14 protein-coding genes and 1 pseudogene are annotated in these 18961 nt (G+C 65.3%); 10 read left to right on the top strand and 5 right to left on the bottom strand.

Annotated elements, in window-relative coordinates; genetic code table 11:
* Positions 1–84: 84 nt before the first annotated feature.
* Both A39O_RS0107405 and A39O_RS32470 read right to left on the bottom strand, forming a co-directional pair.
* Positions 85–3225 carry an efflux RND transporter permease subunit gene (locus A39O_RS0107405; protein ID WP_020504053.1) on the bottom strand — a complete coding sequence of 1047 codons (3141 nt, stop codon included), beginning with the start codon at positions 3223–3225 and terminating at the stop codon, positions 85–87.
* Positions 3222–4298 (bottom strand): efflux RND transporter periplasmic adaptor subunit, encoded by a 1077-nt coding sequence (locus tag A39O_RS32470; protein ID WP_020504052.1) that lies wholly within the window; start codon positions 4296–4298, stop codon positions 3222–3224. Before A39O_RS32470 ends, A39O_RS0107405 begins: the two co-directional genes overlap by 4 nt.
* 187 nt (positions 4299–4485) lie before the next feature.
* On the opposite strand from A39O_RS32470, the gene A39O_RS32465 reads away from it, so the two are divergent.
* Positions 4486–5496 carry a PD-(D/E)XK nuclease domain-containing protein gene (locus A39O_RS32465; protein ID WP_020504051.1) on the top strand — a complete coding sequence of 337 codons (1011 nt, stop codon included), beginning with the start codon at positions 4486–4488 and terminating at the stop codon, positions 5494–5496.
* Between the two features lie 13 nt (positions 5497–5509).
* Here A39O_RS32465 and A39O_RS0107390 read toward each other — a convergent pair whose 3' ends face one another.
* Entirely contained in the window at positions 5510–7060 is a 1551-nt protein-coding gene (locus A39O_RS0107390; RefSeq protein WP_020504050.1) for an ATP-binding protein, read from the bottom strand.
* 142 nt (positions 7061–7202) lie between these two features.
* Here A39O_RS0107390 and A39O_RS41675 point away from each other — a divergent pair, with 142 nt between their 5' ends.
* Complete coding sequence (locus tag A39O_RS41675; protein ID WP_169338416.1) at positions 7203–7385, top strand: hypothetical protein; 183 nt, start codon at positions 7203–7205, stop codon at positions 7383–7385.
* Positions 7386–7909: 524 nt separating this feature from the next.
* On the opposite strand, the gene A39O_RS0107385 is transcribed toward A39O_RS41675, so the two are convergent.
* The gene (locus A39O_RS0107385; RefSeq protein ID WP_157639790.1) at positions 7910–8515 is read right to left on the bottom strand and encodes a LysE family translocator; all 606 of its coding nucleotides are present in this window, start codon (positions 8513–8515) and stop codon (positions 7910–7912) included.
* 371 nt (positions 8516–8886) lie between these two features.
* Between A39O_RS0107385 and A39O_RS0107380 the strand changes: the two genes are divergently transcribed.
* The 5 genes from A39O_RS0107380 to A39O_RS32460 all read left to right on the top strand — a co-directional run bounded on the left by A39O_RS0107380 (position 8887) and on the right by A39O_RS32460 (position 16459).
* Positions 8887–9411 (top strand): coiled-coil domain-containing protein, encoded by a 525-nt coding sequence (locus A39O_RS0107380; protein ID WP_020504048.1) that lies wholly within the window; start codon positions 8887–8889, stop codon positions 9409–9411.
* A gap of 83 nt (positions 9412–9494) precedes the next feature.
* Positions 9495–11927 (top strand): hypothetical protein, encoded by a 2433-nt coding sequence (locus A39O_RS0107375; RefSeq protein WP_157639788.1) that lies wholly within the window; start codon positions 9495–9497, stop codon positions 11925–11927.
* Positions 11928–11994: 67 nt separating this feature from the next.
* The gene (locus A39O_RS0107370) at positions 11995–15009 is read left to right on the top strand and encodes a DUF1998 domain-containing protein (RefSeq protein WP_020504046.1); all 3015 of its coding nucleotides are present in this window, start codon (positions 11995–11997) and stop codon (positions 15007–15009) included.
* Between the two features lie 93 nt (positions 15010–15102).
* The gene (locus A39O_RS40535; protein WP_157639786.1) at positions 15103–15834 is read left to right on the top strand and encodes a hypothetical protein; all 732 of its coding nucleotides are present in this window, start codon (positions 15103–15105) and stop codon (positions 15832–15834) included.
* A 355-nt stretch (positions 15835–16189) separates the two neighbouring features.
* On the top strand, positions 16190–16459 hold the full coding sequence (locus A39O_RS32460; RefSeq protein ID WP_169338415.1) for a hypothetical protein: 270 nt from the start codon (positions 16190–16192) through the stop codon (positions 16457–16459).
* A gap of 404 nt (positions 16460–16863) precedes the next feature.
* Here the strand turns inward: A39O_RS32460 and A39O_RS43805 are convergent.
* Positions 16864–16992 (bottom strand): annotated as a pseudogene (locus A39O_RS43805) (Rpn family recombination-promoting nuclease/putative transposase); the annotation flags it as partial.
* Between the two features lie 51 nt (positions 16993–17043).
* Here A39O_RS43805 and A39O_RS0107360 point away from each other — a divergent pair.
* From A39O_RS0107360 to A39O_RS43480, 3 genes are all read left to right on the top strand, one after another.
* Positions 17044–17502, top strand: coding sequence for a hypothetical protein (locus A39O_RS0107360; RefSeq protein WP_456073020.1), 459 nt, complete (start codon positions 17044–17046; stop codon positions 17500–17502).
* Between the two features lie 33 nt (positions 17503–17535).
* Positions 17536–17886 carry a hypothetical protein gene (locus A39O_RS32455; RefSeq protein WP_020504043.1) on the top strand — a complete coding sequence of 117 codons (351 nt, stop codon included), beginning with the start codon at positions 17536–17538 and terminating at the stop codon, positions 17884–17886.
* A gap of 430 nt (positions 17887–18316) precedes the next feature.
* Complete coding sequence (locus A39O_RS43480; protein WP_407635630.1) at positions 18317–18520, top strand: UPF0175 family protein; 204 nt, start codon at positions 18317–18319, stop codon at positions 18518–18520.
* The last annotated feature ends 441 nt before the right edge of the window (positions 18521–18961 follow it).

The raw sequence follows: 18961 nt of genomic DNA, 5'->3' as shown, positions 1-18961 counted from the left end.
TCATAAACCCGGCCGCCGCGTGATCTGCACGGTCGCCGGTCCGCACAGCGGACCCTACAGGTCACGGTGTCACCGTAGGGTCCGCTATGCGGACCGTCCGCGGCCGGCCGGAACGATGATCAACGCCTGCGCCGCCTCCTCCCGCTCCAACTGCCGCGCCACGTCCCCCGGCGAGCCGGTGCGCCGCGCCAGGAGGTCATAGGCGACCGGGACGACGAACAGGGTGAACAGGGTCGCGGCAAGGACACCGAACAGAATGACGGTGCCGATGACGGCACGCGTCTCGGCGCCGGCGCCGGAGGAGAGCAGCAGCGGGATGGCCCCGGCGGCGGCGGTGAAGCTGGTCATGAGGATGGGGCGCAGCCGCACCCGCGAGGCTTCGATCAGTGCCTCGCGAAAGGCCGTGCCCTGATCGCGCAGTTGATTGGCGAATTCAACGATGAGAATGCCGTTCTTGGCGGCCAGACCAACCAGCATGATGAGCCCGATCTGGCTATAGATGTTGAGTGTCGCGCCGGTGATCCAGAGCCCGAAGAGCGCACCGGCCATGGCCAGCGGCACGGTGAGCATGATGATGAACGGGTGCACCCAACTCTCGAATTGGGCGGCCAGCACCAGATAGACCACGATGATGCCAAGGGCGAAGACGAACAGGAGGCCGCCGCCGGCCTGGCGAAAGTCCTTGGACTGGCCCTTGAAGTCGATCTGCGCCTGCGCGGGCAGGTGGGTGCGCACCAGTCCCTCCAGATAATCCAGCGCCTCGCCCAACGCCAGGCCCTCGGCCAGGTTGGCTTCCAGGGTGATGGCGCGCAGCCGGTTGAAGTGGTTGAGGCTGCGCGAATCCGCCCGCTCGGAGACGCGGACCAGGTTGGCGAGCGGGATCAGTTCGCCGCTGCGTTCGGAGCGGACATAAAGGTTTGTGAGGCTGCCTGGGGTGCGCTGGGCGTCGCGCTTCCCCTCCAGGATCACATCGTATTCCTCGCCGGCGTCCAGGTAGGTGGTCACCCGCCGCGAGCCGAGCATGGTTTCCAGGGTGCGCCCGATGGTGCCGACCTTGACCCCCAAATCCGCCGCCCGCTCGTAGTCGATCGCCACGCGCAACTGCGGGTTGGTCTCCTTGTAGTCCCACTCGATCCCGCTGAGTCCGGGGTTGGACTTGGCGATCTCGGCCAGCAGGAGGTCGCGCCACTGCGCCAGCTCCTCATAGGTCCCGCCGCCCAGCACGAATTGCACCGGTTTCTGGATGCGCGCCCCGAACCCCTGGCGCATCACCGGGAAGGCCTTGATCCCCGGCAGGTCGGCGAGCCGCTTGCGGATTTCCTCCATGATGACCCAGGCCGAGCGGCGCTGATCGAAGTCGTTGAGGACCAGGACCGCCATGCCGGTGTTGAAGGCCAGGGTCCCGCCGAAGCTGCGCGGGGAGCGGATCTGCAGCCGGGTTGCCTCGCCGCTCTGCGTATAGGGCAGCAGCCGCCGCTCGATCTCGTCCATATAGTCGCTCATATAGGCGAATGAGGCGCCCTCGGGTCCGTCCACCAGCACGAAGAAGGCGCCGCGGTCCTCTTTCGGCGTGTATTCCTGGGGGATCGCGCGATAGAGCCAAGCCGCGGCGCCCAGGGTGCCCAGCAGCACCAGCACCATGATCCAGCGGTGGTGCAGAAAGAAGCCCAGGGCCGCCAGATAGGCGCGGCGGATCGACTCGAAGACCCGGTCGATGCCCCGGCTGAGCCGCCCCGGCTGATGGCCCTGGGGCAGGATCTTGGACGCCATCATCGGCGAGAGCGTCAGCGCGACCAGGGTGGAGAAGGCCACCGCGGCGGCCATGGTGAGCGCGAACTCCGAGAACAGCCGCCCGACACTGCCCTGGAGAAAGGCGATGGGGACAAAGACGGCGATCAGCACGACCGAGGTCGCGACCACCGCGAACCCCACCTGACGGGTCCCGCGGTAGGCGGCCACCAGGCGGGTCTCGCCGTATTCAGCCATCCGCCGATGCACGTTCTCCAGCACCACGATGGCGTCGTCCACCACCAACCCGATGGCGAGCACCAGGGCCAGCAGGGTCAGGATGTTGATCGAGAAGCCCAACATCAACAGCACGGTGAAGGTGGCGATCAGCGACACCGGTACCGTCACCGCCGGGATCAGGGTGGCGCGCACCGAACCCAGAAAGAGAAAGATGACCAGCACCACCAGGACCACGGCGACCGCCAGGGTCTTGTAAACCTCCGCGATGGCGCCCTTGACGAAGACCGAACTGTCGTAGCTCTGCTTGATCTCCAGACCCGCGGGCAGGGTCGGATTGATGCGCGCGGCCTCGGCCTTGACGGCATCGGCCACCGCGATGGTGTTGGCGGTCGACTGTTTGGCGACGCCCAGACCCACCACGGCATCCCCGTTGCTGCGGAACAGATTGCGGTCCTCTTCGGTGCCCCGTTCGACCCGCGCCACATCGCCCAGGCGTACCAGGTAGCCGTCGCGCCCGCGTCCCAACACCAGCCGGGCGAACTGCTCGGCGGAACCGAATGCGCGGTCGAGCCGCACGCTGAACTGACGCGTCTGCGACTCCACGCTGCCGGCCGGCAGTTCCAGGTTCTCGGCCCGCAGCGCGTTCTCCACGTCGGTGACCGTGAGGCCGCGCGCGGCCAGGGCCTGCCGGTCGAGCCAGACGCGCATGGCATAGGTCTGATCCCCACCCACCCGGATGCGCGCCACCCCGTCGAGCACCGAGAAGCGATCCACCAGATAGCGGTTGGCATAATCGGTCAGTTCGGGGACCGAGAGCCGGCCGCTGACCAGATTCAGCCAGAGGATCACGTCATCGTTGCTGTCGACCTTCTGGATCTCCGGCGGGTCGGCTTCCGTCGGGAGCTGATCGAGGATGCCGGAAACCCGGTCGCGAATATCGTTGGCCGCCCCGTCGATGTCGCGGCCGACCGTGAATTCGACCGTGATGGCCGAGCGCCCGTCCTCGCTCACCGAGGCGATGGTGCGAATGCCCTCCACGCCGGCGATGCGGTCCTCGATCAGCCGGGTGATGCGGGTCTCCACCACGGCGGCCGCGGCTCCCGGGTAGGTCGTCTCTACCGACACCACCGGCGGGTCGATGTCCGGGTATTCGCGCAGCGGCAGCCGATCGTAGGCGACCAGACCGAAGGCGGTCAGCAGCAGCGACAGGACCGCGGCCAGCACCGGGCGCCGCACCGCGACATCGGAGAGGATCATGGCTTGACCGCCTCCCGCGCGCCCAGCAGATCCTTCAGCGGTCGGGTACCGTCGTCCAACACCAGATCCAGCGCCTGGCCCGCGCGCACCTTGTCGCTGCCGTGGGTGATGACCCGATCGCCGGCCCTCAGGCCATCGGTGATCTCCACCTCGCCGGGGCGGCGGGCGCCGATGCGGACCTGGACCCGCTCGGCCCGGTCGTCGGCGCCCACCCGCATGACGAACTGATCCTGACCCAGCGCCAGCAGGGCGGACTCCGGGATCACCAGCGCCTGTCGCGGATTGCGCTCGAGCTCCACCTGCATCAGCAGTCCGGGGCGCAGCCGGCCATCCGGATTGGGGATCAGGGCGCGCACCTGGATGGAGCGGGTCACGGGGTCGATGCGGCTGTCGACCCCGCTCACCTCACCGCGAAAACGCTGGTCCCCATACTCCGGGGCGCGCGCGGTCACGGCGAGACCGGGTTTGAGGTCGGCGAGGAAGACGCTCGGTACCGAGAAGTCGAGCTTCATGGTGCTGAGGTCATCCAGCGTGGTGATCTGGTTCGCGGGCTCCACCAGGGCGCCGACGCTGATATTGCGCAGCCCCAGCACGCCGTCGAAGGGGGCTTTGATCAGCCGGTCCGCCAGCCGCGACTCGATCGCCGCGAGTGCCGCGCGCGCCGTCTCCAGATCGCGGCGCCGCTCATCGAGCAGCGACTCGGCCGCCGAGCGCTGCCCGGCCAGTGACTTCACCCGTTCATACTGGCGCTGCGCCTCCGCCACCCGCGCCCGACCCTCCTCGATCAGCGCGTGCTCCTCGGCCCCGGTCATCTCCACTAGGATATCGCCTTTCTTGACCCGCTGGCCGTCGTCAAAGTGGATCGCCGACACGGTCTCGGTCACGTTCGCGGTGACCACCACCGACTCGCGTGCCTTCAGGGTACCCAGCGCCTCGACCGGGTCAGTGAAAGGCAGGGTGCGCACCACGGCAGCGATCACCGGAGTCGCCGGCTGGGGCGGGGTCTCCGCCGCCCGCGCGGCGGCAGCCGCGAGCAGGGTGGCGCAGAGGAGCAGAGCGGTACGAAGCGGCATGGAGTGACCTGGCGGACGCTTGACGGGGCTTGGTGGTTCAGCGTTTGCCTTAAAATGGAGACGCCATCCGGCCAGTACCAGTGCACGCCTGATCAACGGCCGACAGGCGCCAACGCGGTCGACCGCGTTGGAAGTTTGAAATCCGTCCCTGGTTACCAAGTTCAGTAAGGTCAGCCTGTTTTCGGGGTTGAACCAGCTCAATGACCTGACGCTCGATGCACGGTTTGCCACGGTCTGCGGCTATACTCAGGCGGATCTGGAGACGACCTTTGGCGGGCATCTCGCGGGTGTCGACTGGGCCAAGCTCAAACGCTGGTACAACGGCTACAACTTTCTCGGCGAGCCGGTCTACAATCCTTTCGATATCCTGTTGTTCGTCGACAAGGGCCAAGTTTACCGCAACTATTGGTTCGAGACCGGCAGCCCGAGTTTTCTGATCAAGCGGTTGCAGTGCCGCGGCACCTTCCTGCCCGAGTTGGAAGACCTTGAAGCCAGCGAGGAAATCCTCGACTCATTCGACCTTGAGCGGATCGATCCGGTGACGCTGCTGTTCCAAGCCGGTTATCTGACGATCGACCACGCCCGCCAGATTTTTGATCAATGGCTGTTCTCACTTCGTGTTCCCAACCAGGAGGTGCGTCAAGCGCTTGCCAACCAATTGGTCGATGCCTACACGTCCCGCTTGCCCAGCGAGCGATTGCGTTGGCAAAAGACCCTCTACGATTCTTTAGCCCAAGGTGATGTCGCCGGCCTGTTGGCGGCAATCAGCCGGCTGTTCGCCGGTATTCCCTGGCGGAACTTCACGGCCAACGATTTGCCCTTGACCGAGGGCTATTACGCCAGCGTCCTCTACGCCTTCTTTGCCAGCCTCAATGCCGAGATCATCCCCGAGGACATCAGCAATCAGGGCCAAGTCGACCTGACCATCAAACTGGTCGACTACATCTATGTCATCGAGATCAAGCTGCACCGCGGCCAGGCTGGAGCGGCGCCGTCCGGGATCGCGCCGCGCCCTGGCGACGCGACCGTGCCCGTGTTGACTCAGGCGGGCGACAATCCGGCCCTGGCCCAAATCCAGGCCCGCGGCTACAGCGCCAAGTACCGCGGTCTGTCGAACAAGGGCTTGTTTGAGGTTGGACTGGTGTTCGACCCTCAAGTGCGCAACCTGACGCAAGCCGATTGGGTGGCGGTGGTTTGACCGAGCGCGGACCTCAGCCGGGCGCGGGCGTCAGCCGCTCCCACTCGAAGCGGCTCAAATTGCGTGACTCGCGGCTGAATTCGATACCGATCAGCGTGACCGGGCTGCCCGCATACTTGGCGGCATAGCCGCGCGCCTTGAGCTGGTCGAGCGCACGTCCCGGCTGGGTCATTTCGTTGACCTTGAACTCGATCAGCCACACCCGGCCACGATGGCGCACGGTGAGATCGATCCGCCCGTGGTTGGTGGCGTCTTCAGCAATCAGGTCAATGCCCAGCGCCGCGAAATAGCAGTAAACCACTGACGCGTAGTAGCCCTCGTAACCCGCCAGTTGGTTGTTGCGGTACCAGTCGTGGGGGATGGCGGCAAAGAAGGCGTGAAACAGGCGCTCCAGGGCGGCAGGGTCGTCCGCTTCCAGGGCGTCATAGAGACCCAGTTTGTTGCGGTCCTGGCGTTGACCGGAGCGCGACAACTCGGCGAGGAAATGGTCGCTGAGTGACTGGCGGACCTCCTGGTTCGGCAGGCCCAGTTGATAGATGGCGGCACCGGGCATGCCGCGCTCGCCCTGGATCGTCAGATAGCCGGTCTGAAACAACAGGGTCTCGGGCTCGATGGCATCGACGTCGAAGCTGCCGAGCAGGCGGTCGGTGACCTCGATCTCCTCCAGTGCGGCGGCGTCGAACCCGCGCCGCCGCATCAGTTCCACCAGGAAGGTTGGTGTGCCGCTCTCGAACCAATAGGGCCGCAGTAGCCGGGAGTCGAGATAAAGCAGCACGTCGAAGGGGTTGTAGACGCGCTCGCCGAGGAAATTGTAACCGTTATACCAGTGGCGGACCTGCTCCAGATCGACGTCTTCAAGATAATCCGCAAAGACGCTCTGCAATTCCTGCTGCGTGTAGCCGCACAAGGTGGCGTAGCGCGGATCGAGCGTGATGTCGATGAGATTGTTGAGTCCGGAAAACAGCGACACCTTGGAGAACTTGCTGACCCCAGTCAGGAAGCCAAAGCGCAGGTGTGCGTCCTGAATCTTGATCACCGAGTAGAGTGAGCGCAGGGCATCACGGATCAGTCGAGCCTGCGCCGGATCGTGCAGGTTGTCCAGGATCGGCTTGTCGTATTCGTCCACCAGCACCACGACGCGTTCGCCGGTGGTGTGATGCATGAACAAGACCAGTTCTTCCAGGGCCTCGTCCGGGGTCCGGGCGCTGAGGGTATGATCGTGGGTCTCTGCCAAGAGTCCAAGATTGCGCATCAGGCGTCGTTCGAGATCCTCCCGGCTTCTGACCACGCCCTGGCCGAGATCGATCCGAATCACCGGCGAGCGGCGCTCCCAGTCCCAGTGATTGGCCAGATAGAGCCCTTCGAAGAGCGCGCGGTGACCGGCGAAGGCCTCCGCCAAGGTCGAGACCAGCAGGCTCTTGCCGAAGCGTCGCGGGCGCGACAAAAAATAGTATTTGCCTTCCGCCGCCATGCGCGCCACCAGCGGCGTCTTATCCACATAGCAATGGCCTTCCTCGCGGATCAGCGAGAACGTTTGGATGCCGATGGGAAGTTTGCAGCGCATGATCGGATTCTAGGCGTTCGCGGCCGGAAAGTCCGCGGTAACCGGATGCCGGATCGCTGGCTATCGGACGAAACTGCCCCAGTTGTAATGGCTTCAATGCCGCGGTATTTCAGCGGTAGACGAACTGCTTCGAGAGGGTCCGGTGCAGGTTGTCGAGAACGACCGCACGCGCTATATCGTGCTGCGTGCTGAGGACTGCGAACGTCTCACCGCGCGTCCGAGCGCTTGGGATTGGCTAGAACGGCCTAGCTGCGCGACTCGGGACCGGGCGGCGATCGATGCCGACCTGGCGGCTGAGCGCGCTGCCTGGGACATTTCATCGTGATATTCTTTCTTGATGTTTGCGCCCTAATCTATCTCGTCTAGGCTAAGGAACCCTTTCATGCCCAAGACGAACGATGGCGGTTTTAAACGCGTTGTGGGCTTGAACGTGGCGGTTCTCGGCGAGATCACCGTTACTTGAGTCCCGCGGGAACATCAGACGATGACCAATTCAAGCCGGTCGGAGTCCCCTCAAATGACCACCGTGTACCGCCCACCCTTCGCACTCTCTCCGCCAATCCTGGCGCTGGTTTCTGAAATCTCAGAGCGCGTCGGTCAAGTCAAGGCCGCCGCGGACAGCGCCACGCTCCTGCGGCTGCGCCGTATCAGGCAGTGCCACACCCCTCATCGAGTTCATGCTGGGCGTGATCCGGATGGCCCTGGCGGAACTGGAGTTTGCGTGACTCGATGAAACTTTGGCTGAAACCGCGACCGAAATCTCCGGCATCAAGGTTCTGCTAAGGGAGGTCCAGGCAGGGCCGAACGCCGAAACGCCTCGCAAACCCGACCGCTGACCCGTTCTTGAGGTTACCGCCCCATCAATCGCGCCAGCCCGTCCCAGCCGAGTTGAACGGCGAACAGCGCGAGGACGATCCCCAGGGCGCGACAGACCAGGCGGTATCCCCCGCCGGTCAAGCCCCGCCCCCAACGCGCGGTGAGCAGCGCCAGCACCACCTTGGTGCCGACGAGCAGTGTATAGAAGGCCAACAGGAACCACAGGGCGAACCAGGGGGACCGGTCCGCGGCGGCGGCCAGCAGCGGGCCGCCAAGGGTGATCCAGAACAGCCAGGGGTAGGGGCTCAGCAGGTTGACCGCCATGCCCCGCCCGAGCGCGCCGCCGACTTCGGCGCGGCCCGGTTCGGGCAGCACGGCACGCCATTGCGCGCGTGCCAGGTGGGCGACCACCAGGGCTCCGCCCAACGACAGTACGGCCAACCAGGGAGATTGCGGGTCTAGGCTGCCGGCCAGGCCCCAACTGAGTGTGACGATCGGCGTGTCGGTGAGCAGCGGGGCGAGCGCCACGCGGATTCCGGCGGACGCACCGCCACGCAGGCTCTCGGTCATCACCAGGGCGAGCAGGGGGCCGGGCGCGAGTCCCGCGCCGAGGCCGAGCAGGACTGCTTGCAGAGTCATCGCGAACATGTTGATTGAAGCGCTGTCGGTCGTCGATTTTCTTGGGGTTAAACCGCGTCCGGCGCGAAATGCGTAATTTTCATTGTGTGTTCGGCCTTGGGGATTTAACCAACCTCGGTGGAGACGGGGTTTAAAATTGATGCTCTTCAAAACTTTAAACCGCGCCAACTCCATCAATTGTCGAGTCTGCCGGGGCCGAGCCAATCCAAAAACATCGCATACCGCGCTGGGCGCGGTTTAGCGGTGATCGCCGCAATCAGGCTTTGCCATGGGTTCCGTCACCAGGCCCTGTCCAGCTCACAGGCGGCTGAGGATCGGCTTCCGCCGCGGCGGGGCTTGCCCGGTGACATGAATGGTTTCATAGTACCGCTATGACTTCTGTTGTCGCACTCTACGATGCCCTGACCTCGGCCCCCGACGATCGCGCCCGTGCCCGGGTGATCGCCGAGGCGTTCGAGCGTCTGGAAGAACGCTATCCCCACCTGCCGGACTTGGCCACCCAAGGCCATGTGCGTGAGGCTGAGTTGCGTCTGCAGAAGGAGATCGAGCAGGTGCGCGGCGATCTCCAGGCCACTGAATTACGTCTGAAAAAAGAGATCGAGCAGGTGCGTGCCGAGTTGAAACTCGACATTGAGCAGGTGCGTGCCGAGTTGAAACGCGACATCGAGCAGGTACGCAGCGATCTGCGGGCCACTGAACTGAGCCTGAAAAAGGACATCGAGCAGTTACGGGCCGAGCTCAAGGCGGACATCGAGCAGGTCCGTACCGAGCTCAAGCTCGATATCGAGCGGGTCCGTGGCGAGGTGGCGCGCACCAAGATCGACTTGCTGAAATGGATCGTTCCGCTGATGTTTGCGCAAGTGGCCGCCATCGCTGCCTTGGTGAAGCTCCTTTGAATTGAGGCTCCAGGTGCGCATTCGGGCCGCCTGACGCGGAACCAGCCCCCGCCGGTATCAGATGACGAGCCAGACCAGGGACCATGCCCAGACGCACACTCTTGATTGGTTACGGCGGATTCGGTCTGGACGCCATGCAGCGGCTGCTGCACCAATCCGCGTTGCGCGGCGTGCTGCGGTGGCGTGAGACTCAGACCGGCGGGGTCGCCTCGGCCCAGCGTCAGCTCGAAGATCTGGGTTTGCTGGCGCTGCCCGACCCATTCGACGGCGCGGCCGGCAGCGCCGCCCAGTCGGCGGCCGGTGCGCCCCAGTTCCTGACCGACCTCTACCGCCAGATCAAGGTGCTGCCGGCCGACGCGGCGGTCGCCGAGGGCGGGGTCGCGCACTGGGTGCGGCGCGCGGCCGATGCGCTCATGGCGCAGGGCGCCTTCGATCAGGGCGACCTGGTGGGGCTCGACCTGATCGTCCTGGCGCGTCCGACCGTCCCCGAGACCATCCCCCATCTGGACATCCTGCTCCAGGACATCCTGAAGACACTCGCCGACTCGCGCTTCTTTCAGGTCGCGGTGCAGGGCGCGGAGAATCTCAACTGCATCCTGATGCTGGACTTCGACGACTACTGGCTAGGCGCCGGCGCGCCGGAGGCGGTCGCCGCTGCCGAAGGGCTGCGCGCGGCCTTGCGCAATTCCATGCTGGGCTGGGAGCGCCGACAGGCCCAGCGGCTGGCGGCGGTCGACCGCTGTTATCTGGTGGACGGCCGCACGGCGATGGGTCATCGCCCGCCGCCGGTGCGGCTCGACGAGGTGGTGCTGTTTCTCGAGCTGCTGCTGTTCGAGGGGCTGCGCGCCGCCCGGCAGGGGCTCTTTCAGCAGCAGTCACTGGCTGCGCCCATCACCGCCACCTTCGGTATCCGCCTCTTGGAGGAAAGCACCCTGGTGCTGAGCCGCGAGGCGGCGGCGACCTTCGGACGGCGCTGGCTGGATGCCCTGATCGGCGATCAGGAGCAGTGCCCGGACCGCGCGGCCCGGCGGGTGCAGGAGACCCTGGAACCCTATCGCCGCCGGACCATCGAACAGGGCATCGACGATGCCCGTCTGGAACAGTTGTTCGCGGCCGGCGGCACCCGGTTGACCCAGGCGCTGATGGCGGTGCCCGATCGGCAGGCGGCGGACTGGCCGGAGCGCCTCCAGGCTGTTTTCGAGCGCGAGCGCCAAGCCCTGGCGCAGACGCTGGATCGTGCCGGCTGGGAGATCGTCAGCGCGCTCAAGAAGGCGCACTTTCAGGACCTGGATCAGCAGGTCGCGGCGGCGGTCGAGGCCGATCTGCATGACGCGCGCGCCCCGGCCTCGCTGCGGCTGGTGCGCGAGGCGATCGACAGTCTGCACGATGAGGGCCGCCTGGGGCCCGATGGCTTGTCCCCAGTGGCCGCGGTCGACGCCGATCCGCTGCGGCGCCTGCGGCTGCTGCACCGGCGCTACCGCGATCAATCTGACGAATGGCTCGCCCGTCAGGGCCGCGCGCTGCAATGGTTCTGGCCGCTGTTCGCACTGGTGCTCGCACTCGGCCTGGCGCCCCTGTCGGTGCGGGTGGCCGGCCAGCTCAAACCGCCCGGCCCGACCTGGCTGGGCGGCTGGGTCGATCAGGCGGTGACCGCGCTGCACACGGTCAACCAGCCGCTGCTCTGGACGCTGGTGTGGCTGCCGCTGGTGTGGCTGCTGTTGGCGCTGCTGATTCAACCGCTGATCACCGCCCGCATCGCGCGCGCCCAGCGCTTTTTCACCAGTGCCGAGCGCGGACGCTTTCACGACCATATCCGCGACCTGCTGGCGCCGCTGCGCGAGTCCTTGCTGGAGCGCGTGCGCCGCAACATCCGCTCCAGTCTCGCCAACGATGTGCAGAAGACCCTGAGCCGCATCGGCGAGCGGCTCGCCGAGCGTGGGCGGGAGATGGACTGGCTGCGCCGTCAGCTCAACGAGTTTCTGCGGCTCAGCAGCCAGCCGACCACCCCGGTGCGCAAATGGGTCAGCCGCGACGGCGCGCTGGAGACCATGCTGGAGGCCAATCCGCCGATCCGCGACCGCATCTGCTATCGACAGGAGGCGCTGCCACAGCCCTTCGCCGGCTGGAACGCGCACTTTTGTGATGCCTTCCTTGACCCGCTGCGCTTCATCGACAGCCTGAGCAAGCCCTATGCGGACGGCTATGAGCACGCATTGCAACGGCGTGATGCCGGTGAGGATCTGCCGCTGCGCCGCCGCGAACTGATCGATTTTATCGACCATAGCCGGCTCACGCCGGCCTGCCGCTTCATGCAGGACACCGGCGTCACCGATGAGCAGCGCTGGTGCATCACCGCGCAGCGCTGGCGCAGGGTGCCGGGCATGGTCGAAGAACTGAACAACCGGCTCGGCATCGTCGCCGAGGACATCATCCCGGCCCGCGATCACGCGCGGGTCTATCTGCTGGTGCTGCAAACCGGGGTGGCGGCGGCGAACCTGGAGCGGGAGCAGACATGAGTTCAGCCGTGCGGTTAACGGCCGGGTTGCAGTGCGGCGGAACGACGTGCTCACGGGGGCAGGGTCAATGAACCAGATCGCCGCGCTGCCGGCCTGGCTGATCCCGGTCGCGGCCTTCGCGTGCCCGCTGGGGCTGGCATTCGCGATCAATGCCCTGGTCATTGCACGGCGGCCGGACCGGGACAGCGGCGCCTTCTGGACTCCGGTCCTGGTCTGGTGCGGCGGCCTGCTGGCATTGTCGCTGCTCTATGCCTGGACCCTCCAATGGTTCGGGGCAGCCTGGTGGTTCAATGGGTGGCACCCCTTGTTCGACGAGACCGGGCTCAAAGTCGATCTGCCGGGGCTGCCCGCCCTGGTGCTGCCGGTGCCGGCGCCCTTGGGCGCGGATGGGCAGCGGCTGGCGCATCCCGAATGGTGGGCGCTCGCCAGTCCATTCGCCGTCTGGTTCGCCGCGATCCTGATCCGGCTCCTGGTGCCCGCGGCGCGACGCGGCCCGGAGCAGCCGCGCCCCGGCGGTTGGCTGGCCGGTTCCGCCGGGTTCGCGTGTTCGCGGCACTGGGTGGGGTACGCCCTGGCCTCGCCCCTGTTGCTGCTGCTGGCCTGGAGCGCCGATCAGCTCGGCGAAGGGCCGATCCAGGCGCGTGCCGCACTCTGGGGGACCCTGGCCGTCCTCGCCGTCACCCTCATCGTCCTTGCTTTCAGCCGCGGCCGGGCGGGCGATGCGGCGGCGGCAACCGCGGCGGCGGCGCCGGCGCCTGAAACCGATGCCGACGATTGGGTGGACGCGCTGCGCCGCCGCGGCTTTGCCGTCACGCCGCTCGCGCGGCTCGAACCCAGTCTTGAGGGGGCCCAGACCCAGGACCCCGGTGCCCGCGCACTGCTCGACCAATGGCCCTTCCTGCGCGAGCGCCAGGTGGCCCCGGAGCTGGTCGAGGCCGTCGCCGATCTGTTCGGCGCCGGTGCCGGCCGGCGCCGCCATGGGCTGGACCGGCTGATCCTGGCTCCGGACGATGCCGGCCAGTTGGAGGCCCTGGCCGCGGCCATCCGGCTCACTCACCTGCGTCTGGAACTGGTTACCCTGGTGATCTGTCCGCGGGGCGCGACCGCGCTCGCGGAGCGTCTCGCGCCCTGGCTGCCGGGCCGCGAGCTGATCCATCTGCCGCGGGCCAATGCGCCGATCGACACCACGGCCATGGTTTGGGTGCTCACGGCCGGCACCCTGTCGGATCAGTTGGCCGACCTGTCCGATCATCCGCTGCTGCTCAACCGCATCGGTCTCGTTGCCTGGTGGGATCTGGACGCCTATTCCGGTGTCATGGCCGCCAACTTCTGGGCCGTCTCCCATCGGCTGCACCGGCTGATCAAGGGCAAGGGCCGGCAGGAGACCCGCTCGCTCACCTTCGCCCGCTATCACCAGAGTCACGAGGCCAATTTCGCCGCCTTCGCTGCGCAGACGCTGCCCTATGACTACCAGGCCGAGGATCGGGTGGTGGTCGCCCAGCGCCGCCGCCATCCGCTCTGCATCCACCTGCTGGAGCCGACGGCCGACCTCAAGCCCGCGGATCTGGTCGCACAGGATCACTGGGACCCCAGCCTGCTGGCCGCCCGGACCTCGGTGGAGGCCGGCTGGCGCACCCGCTTCGAGCCGCCGCGGGGCCTGGATCGGATCAAGGCCGCCGACTTCCTGCAACAGCGGATCGACGGCCGCCGCCTGGCGCAGTGGCTGCCGCCGGGGCCGGCCGACGCCGGGGCGCGGATCATGGAAGTGCGCGCCGAGGACGTGCTCTCGCTCGGTCATCTGCTCTCCCAGGGCGGACGCTGTCTCGAGTACCTGCCGGCCCACCATGTCGGTGTGTTCCTGCCGCCGGGGAACCCCTATGTGCGCCGGCTGCTGCTGCGCCTGGAGCGGGACCCCGCGGCCTTCTTCCGCCTGGTGCGCCGGCTGGTCCCCGGTGTGCCGCAGCCGGCGATCGTGCGCCGTCATCTGCTGCTGGCCTTGCGCGAGATGGAAGCGGTGGCCAACGGCCTGCTCACCACCTTCCAATGGCGCGACAGCATCCTCGATCCAGTCTTGGAAGACCTGGCCAACCATCACCAGATCGAGCGCCGTGACGTCCGCTTTCTCGACCACGACAATCGGCTCAAGGTCGATACCGGCTACACCAGTTCGGTCGCCGAATATCGCCCCGGTCCGCTGGACACCGTCGGTGATCAATTGGTCTCGATCATTCTGCGCGAGGCCGGTGAGGCCGAGCAACTGCTGCTGCGCATCGACCCGGAGCGGGTGACTATCGTCGCCTATCCGCGGCGCGTCTTTCAGGTCAAGGGCCAGACCTTCCGTATCAACGCCTGGCCCAGCACCGATGCGCAGGAGATCAAGCGCCGCGGCGTGCTCTATTGCACCCGCACCGATGACCCGGTGCTGACCTGGCGGGTGAGTGAACCGCGGCTGCGCCGCACCCTGGTCGACCCCAGTCAGAACCAGGCGTTCTTCGCCAACAATACGCTCAATAAGGTCGTCATCCAGACGCAGTACGCGGAGGAGGTCAGCGGTCTCATCGAGGTCCGGCGCGAGGGCCAGTTCGATGCACAGTCAGGCGCGCCGCGCCAAAGCGAGACCGACTGGGGCGAACCCATCGAGAGCCTGACGTTTCCGACCAAGGGGTTGATGCTGCGCTTTCTCGAAGAAGACCTGGCCGAGCGCACCGCCGCCCTGCATTCCATCGCGCTGGCCTTGAGCCAGGTCCTGGCGGTGCATGTCGGTGTCGAAGAGGACGCGGTGCGCGTCATGGCGGCGGAGAACCTCAAGGTCGGCCGCCGCCGCGAATCGGGTCTGGTCATCCTCGATCTCTATCCGCACGGCATCGGCCTGATCGATGCCCTGAATGACGACGACGCCCTGTTGCGCCGCATGTTGGAGCACACCCGCGACTGGCTCGCCGAATGCCCCTGCGCCAGCGAGGCAGGTTGCCCGCTCTGTCTGCAATCACCGCCGTCCATCGCCGCGACCCGCTATTCAGTCGACCGCCACTTGAGTCGGCGCGAGGCGGTGGAGGTGTTGCGGCAGGTGTTGGGGGATTGATGATTGACGGAATCGATTCCAGGGTTTCGTGGCAATGTTTCATCATTGCCGGTTATGCAACTGTACTGACAGGAGAATAAAGTGAGACTTCGAATGATCGCGCTCGCGTCTGTGTCCATGTTGGCTTTGTCATTCGTTCTAATCGACTGGGCCCAAGGGGGGAACCCCGAGTCTGTCGCAGGTGTCGTCGCCGCCAATGCTGACGGCAGCGTTCTTGCAGCCGCCGTCTCGCCACAGGCCGCGGTCGTGTGTACCGGTAAGCATGCACTCTGCGATTTCTCCAGGGACTGTAAGGTTTCCGGCAACACGGCCAATTGCGCCTGCTGGTCAGTCGACGAGCAGCATATCGTATTCCCCAGCAAAATTCAGGACCTGGAGGTCAAGCGCATGACCCAAGCCGTCTGTACGGACGCCCATCCTTGTGCAGTGGACCAGGCCCCGGTTTGCGTCGCCATCAAGACCGGCAAATATACGGTGAACAATGTCAAGTATCCGTGGGTCTCGACCTATTCTTATCGGGGCTGGTGCGATAATTGGCAGCCGGTGGGCTGTAGCACAGGCCCATGGGCTGACTGTATGGCTGCACCCTGTACTGAAACTGCGCGCCCGACCGATCCGGAACGGCCCTTGACTTGCCAATGTCCGATGGAGAACAGCCCGTTCGTTGGTTCGAACGGCACCTGCCTGAGCGATAAGCCTGGAACGGTTATCTCGACAATTCCCTTGGCGACATGGGATTTTCGTAATAACAAATTCAGGATCTATCTGCCTGGCTATGAATATGTTCAAGGCGCCTGTGGGATTTTGGAATCTGACTTGCGGTGAAACGCAAGCGAGCGTGAGTCCCTGTCACTAAGTAACGAGTCAGAAATAGGTTAAACAATGAATAAAATCGTTGTCGTTGTCGTAATCGGATAAGCGATTCAAGTTTGGCATGAGCAGCCCGCTGTCTGTCGGATTTCGATTCGCTACACAGCCTGGGCGTACAAGGCCGCCGAGCGTTTGAAAGGCTTCGATCGCCACGCACGGGACCAACGCATCCTCGCGGGGATCATCAACTCGATTACGACAACGACAACGACCGAGACGGCCCGGAGTTCCGGGGGCAGTTTATTTGATTCACGCTGCCAAAAAAAATCAGGGACCGACCACGATTACCTGCATCAAGAGGGCGATCACGGTGCTGCAAGAACTGCTGGACAAAGAGGATGCAGGACCGGCAGCCTCCAACCCCACAACGGATGACAGGGGGCGGCGGCCTGAAGGCCGGCCCCGCGGGGTGCCGGAGCCGGGCAGCGCATGTGCCACGTCCTGGTCTAAAGGAGAACCGCATGCCGGCATCGTCTATGCCGCGCAACATACGTCGATTCGCGCGATGATTCATGGACTAATGCTGATTTACCGCGTGCTGGACGGCGATGAGATGGCAGGTCAGATCGAGTTTCTGTAAATCCGGCGCGGACCGCGGACGTGGCATACGTCACGCCCGTAAACCTTTGACAAAAAAATGTTCTCTGCTATCGCGGAGAAGCCGGGGATAGGTCGAGCAAAGCGCTACGCGGGTCCTGGAACCCCGCGTATTCTTCGGCGGGCACCAATGCAAGTGCGCAGATGATTTCAGGCCGTACGGGAAGCGCAGCAAGCCCATCATTCTCTGGCCTTGTCGGGACCAAAGCAATTTGTCGCTGCCGAACACGATGGGCGCCGCGATGATAGTGGCCGCAAGAAAACCGGAAGTCGAGGCTTTTGCCGGTCCGGCGCGCAGGCACCACTGATTTTTTTTGAGATCTCGGGAATCGCCACCGGCTAAAGCCTCGACCTCCAGTTGCGGACAGGCGGTCGCTGGCCGGAACGATGATCAAGGCCTCCGCGGCCCTGTTCGTCGCGCATCCGGAAGCGATGGGCACAGCCCGGTACGTCGCGCAGCAGGGTTTCGCCGAGCAGCCAGATCGAGTAGTTCGAGCGGGTTGGGCGGGCCTCACGCCTCACCTATTCGTCATGGCCAAGGCGTATGATGTTGCCATGAAATCCGTTGTGCTCGTCGCCTTCCTTCTGTTTTCCCCGCTCCTCGCTGCCGCCACGGTGCAGGTCGGTGCCCCGCTGCCCGCGCTGACCTTCAAGGACCAGCACGATGTGTCTGCGACCATCACAACCGACACCCGCTTTCTGATCTTCGTCGCCGAACGCGCCGCCTCGACGGTGGTCGAGACCGCGCTCGAGGGCCAGACCGCGACCACGCTCGCCGCCGCGAAGGTGCGTTACGTTGCCGACATCAGCGCCATGCCGGGGATCGTGACCACGGTGATCGCGCTGCCGCAGATGCGCAAGCGTCCCTACCCGATGTTGTTGGGGCGTAGCGCGGACGCGACGTCCATGCTGCCGCGTGAGCCCGGCAAGGTGACGCTGATCGAGTCGGCGAACGGTCGCATCCTCGCCGTGCGGTTCATCGCCGACGTTGCGACCTTGCGTGCCGCGCTGGGGCTGGTACCTTAACCAACGTCTTGTCGCACTATTGGGAGGAATCCTATGACATCTGCCTTAGAACGCTTTCAAGCCCTTACCAAGGCGGCGCAGGAGCGGGCCAGCGTCGCGGATGCCATCGGCCGGCACGAATCGGCTCCTGGCGTGCCGGACCCGGACGCCCAGGACGGGTCGAGCGAGACCGACCTGAAACTCCGTAAAGAGATCGAACAGGCGCGGGCGGACTTGGCGGTGCGCATCGAACAGACCCGCTGCGCGGTCAAGACCGAGCTTGAGGGACTGCGCGGCCAGGCAAGGACCGAGGTCGAGCAGATGCGCGACGAGGCGAAAGCCGAAGTCGAGCAATTGCGGGGTGAAGTCACGACCGCGATCGAACGCGGGCACAGCACTCCCTGAGGTCATTCGCGCGGCCCTGAAGGCCGCGCGGACTCAACCTCCAGTAACCGGGGCGGCGCGACCGGAGGCCGACGCTTTAGCGGGCGGCGGATGCCCGACCGGGTGGAGGTCGGCGATCAAGGGTATGCCCGACGCCTGCGGTCGGAGTGCGCGCCGCTCGGCAGCGAACGAACCGGCTCATGCTGCGCATCGTTTCGCTAGCGATGCGACATCTCCGTGGTACGTCCCTGACCGAGGCCCAAGCGCGGGCGTGGGAGGATAGCCCCCTTATTCGGTGCGCGGGACGACCCGCACCAGGCGGGCCGTCAGTGCTTGCACCACCAACCCGGAACGGGTTGCGGCAACGACACCGCGTTACCCGTTCACTTCATGGTCAAAGGCGGCGGCGGGCGACGGCTCAACCGCCAAGATGGCCTTCAGGTCATCCTCGGTGAAGTCCTCCAGCCGCAACACCTGCCGGTCGCGCTGCTTCAAGCGGTGGTACTCTTCCACGGACAGGAGCACGACCTCCGGGGCCGCGGCGGAACTGGCCGACGTGCCGCGGCCCCTGTTCCTCGCCAGGCTGGCCGACTACGGCGTCGCTACCTTTGATCTGACCGCGGACGAACTGGCGCACGATTTCGCCAATGTGTGAGGTCATCGCGGATACCTCGCCGATCCAATACCTGTTTCAGCGAAATCTGCTGGACCTGAAGCACCTGGGTTTCCGATTGTCACCCGCGGCGCGCCATGCCCTGTTATAGCGTTCGCACCTGATATCCAGACGGATTTTCGTGTAGGGGCGGGTTTGAAACCCGCCCCTACGTCAGGTAATCACGTTCGAAGGCTATATTATAGTGGACCCCATGTCCAGGACAGTTTTCCCCCGAATTTAAGTTGTCGTGCCGACGTTCATCGCAGCGGTTTGGCGCTGCCCCAGCCACCGCGGAGCGGTCGTTAAGACGGCATCCGCGCAGCGATTAAGAAAAGATCTGTTGCTGTTGCGCCGCAGGCGTTCTCAGCCAGCTCCGGCGGCCGTGCGGCGCAGTGTGGGCAAAGGGTGAATGAGTGTGGGCAAGGTGGGGGCAACGCGCCC

The organism is Lamprocystis purpurea DSM 4197 (assembly GCF_000379525.1).
Lineage (GTDB): Bacteria > Pseudomonadota > Gammaproteobacteria > Chromatiales > Chromatiaceae > Thiodictyon > Thiodictyon purpureum.
This window is presented reverse-complemented; position numbering and strand designations above follow the sequence as displayed.

What these genes read in the sequence shown, in the direction of transcription:
- A39O_RS0107385 (WP_157639790.1), bottom strand. Translation starts at nt 8,515, where the DNA reads ATGACTCTGCAAGCAGTCCTGCTCGGCCTCGGCGCGGGACTCGCGCCC.
- A39O_RS32470 (WP_020504052.1), bottom strand. Translation starts at nt 4,298, where the DNA reads ATGCCGCTTCGTACCGCTCTGCTCCTCTGCGCCACCCTGCTCGCGGCT.
- A39O_RS0107390 (WP_020504050.1), bottom strand. Translation starts at nt 7,060, where the DNA reads ATGCGCTGCAAACTTCCCATCGGCATCCAAACGTTCTCGCTGATCCGC.
- A39O_RS0107370 (WP_020504046.1), top strand. Translation starts at nt 11,995, where the DNA reads ATGAACCAGATCGCCGCGCTGCCGGCCTGGCTGATCCCGGTCGCGGCC.
- A39O_RS0107375 (WP_157639788.1), top strand. Translation starts at nt 9,495, where the DNA reads ATGCCCAGACGCACACTCTTGATTGGTTACGGCGGATTCGGTCTGGAC.
- A39O_RS32455 (WP_020504043.1), top strand. Translation starts at nt 17,536, where the DNA reads ATGACATCTGCCTTAGAACGCTTTCAAGCCCTTACCAAGGCGGCGCAG.
- A39O_RS0107380 (WP_020504048.1), top strand. Translation starts at nt 8,887, where the DNA reads ATGACTTCTGTTGTCGCACTCTACGATGCCCTGACCTCGGCCCCCGAC.
- A39O_RS0107405 (WP_020504053.1), bottom strand. Translation starts at nt 3,225, where the DNA reads ATGATCCTCTCCGATGTCGCGGTGCGGCGCCCGGTGCTGGCCGCGGTC.
- A39O_RS40535 (WP_157639786.1), top strand. Translation starts at nt 15,103, where the DNA reads ATGATCGCGCTCGCGTCTGTGTCCATGTTGGCTTTGTCATTCGTTCTA.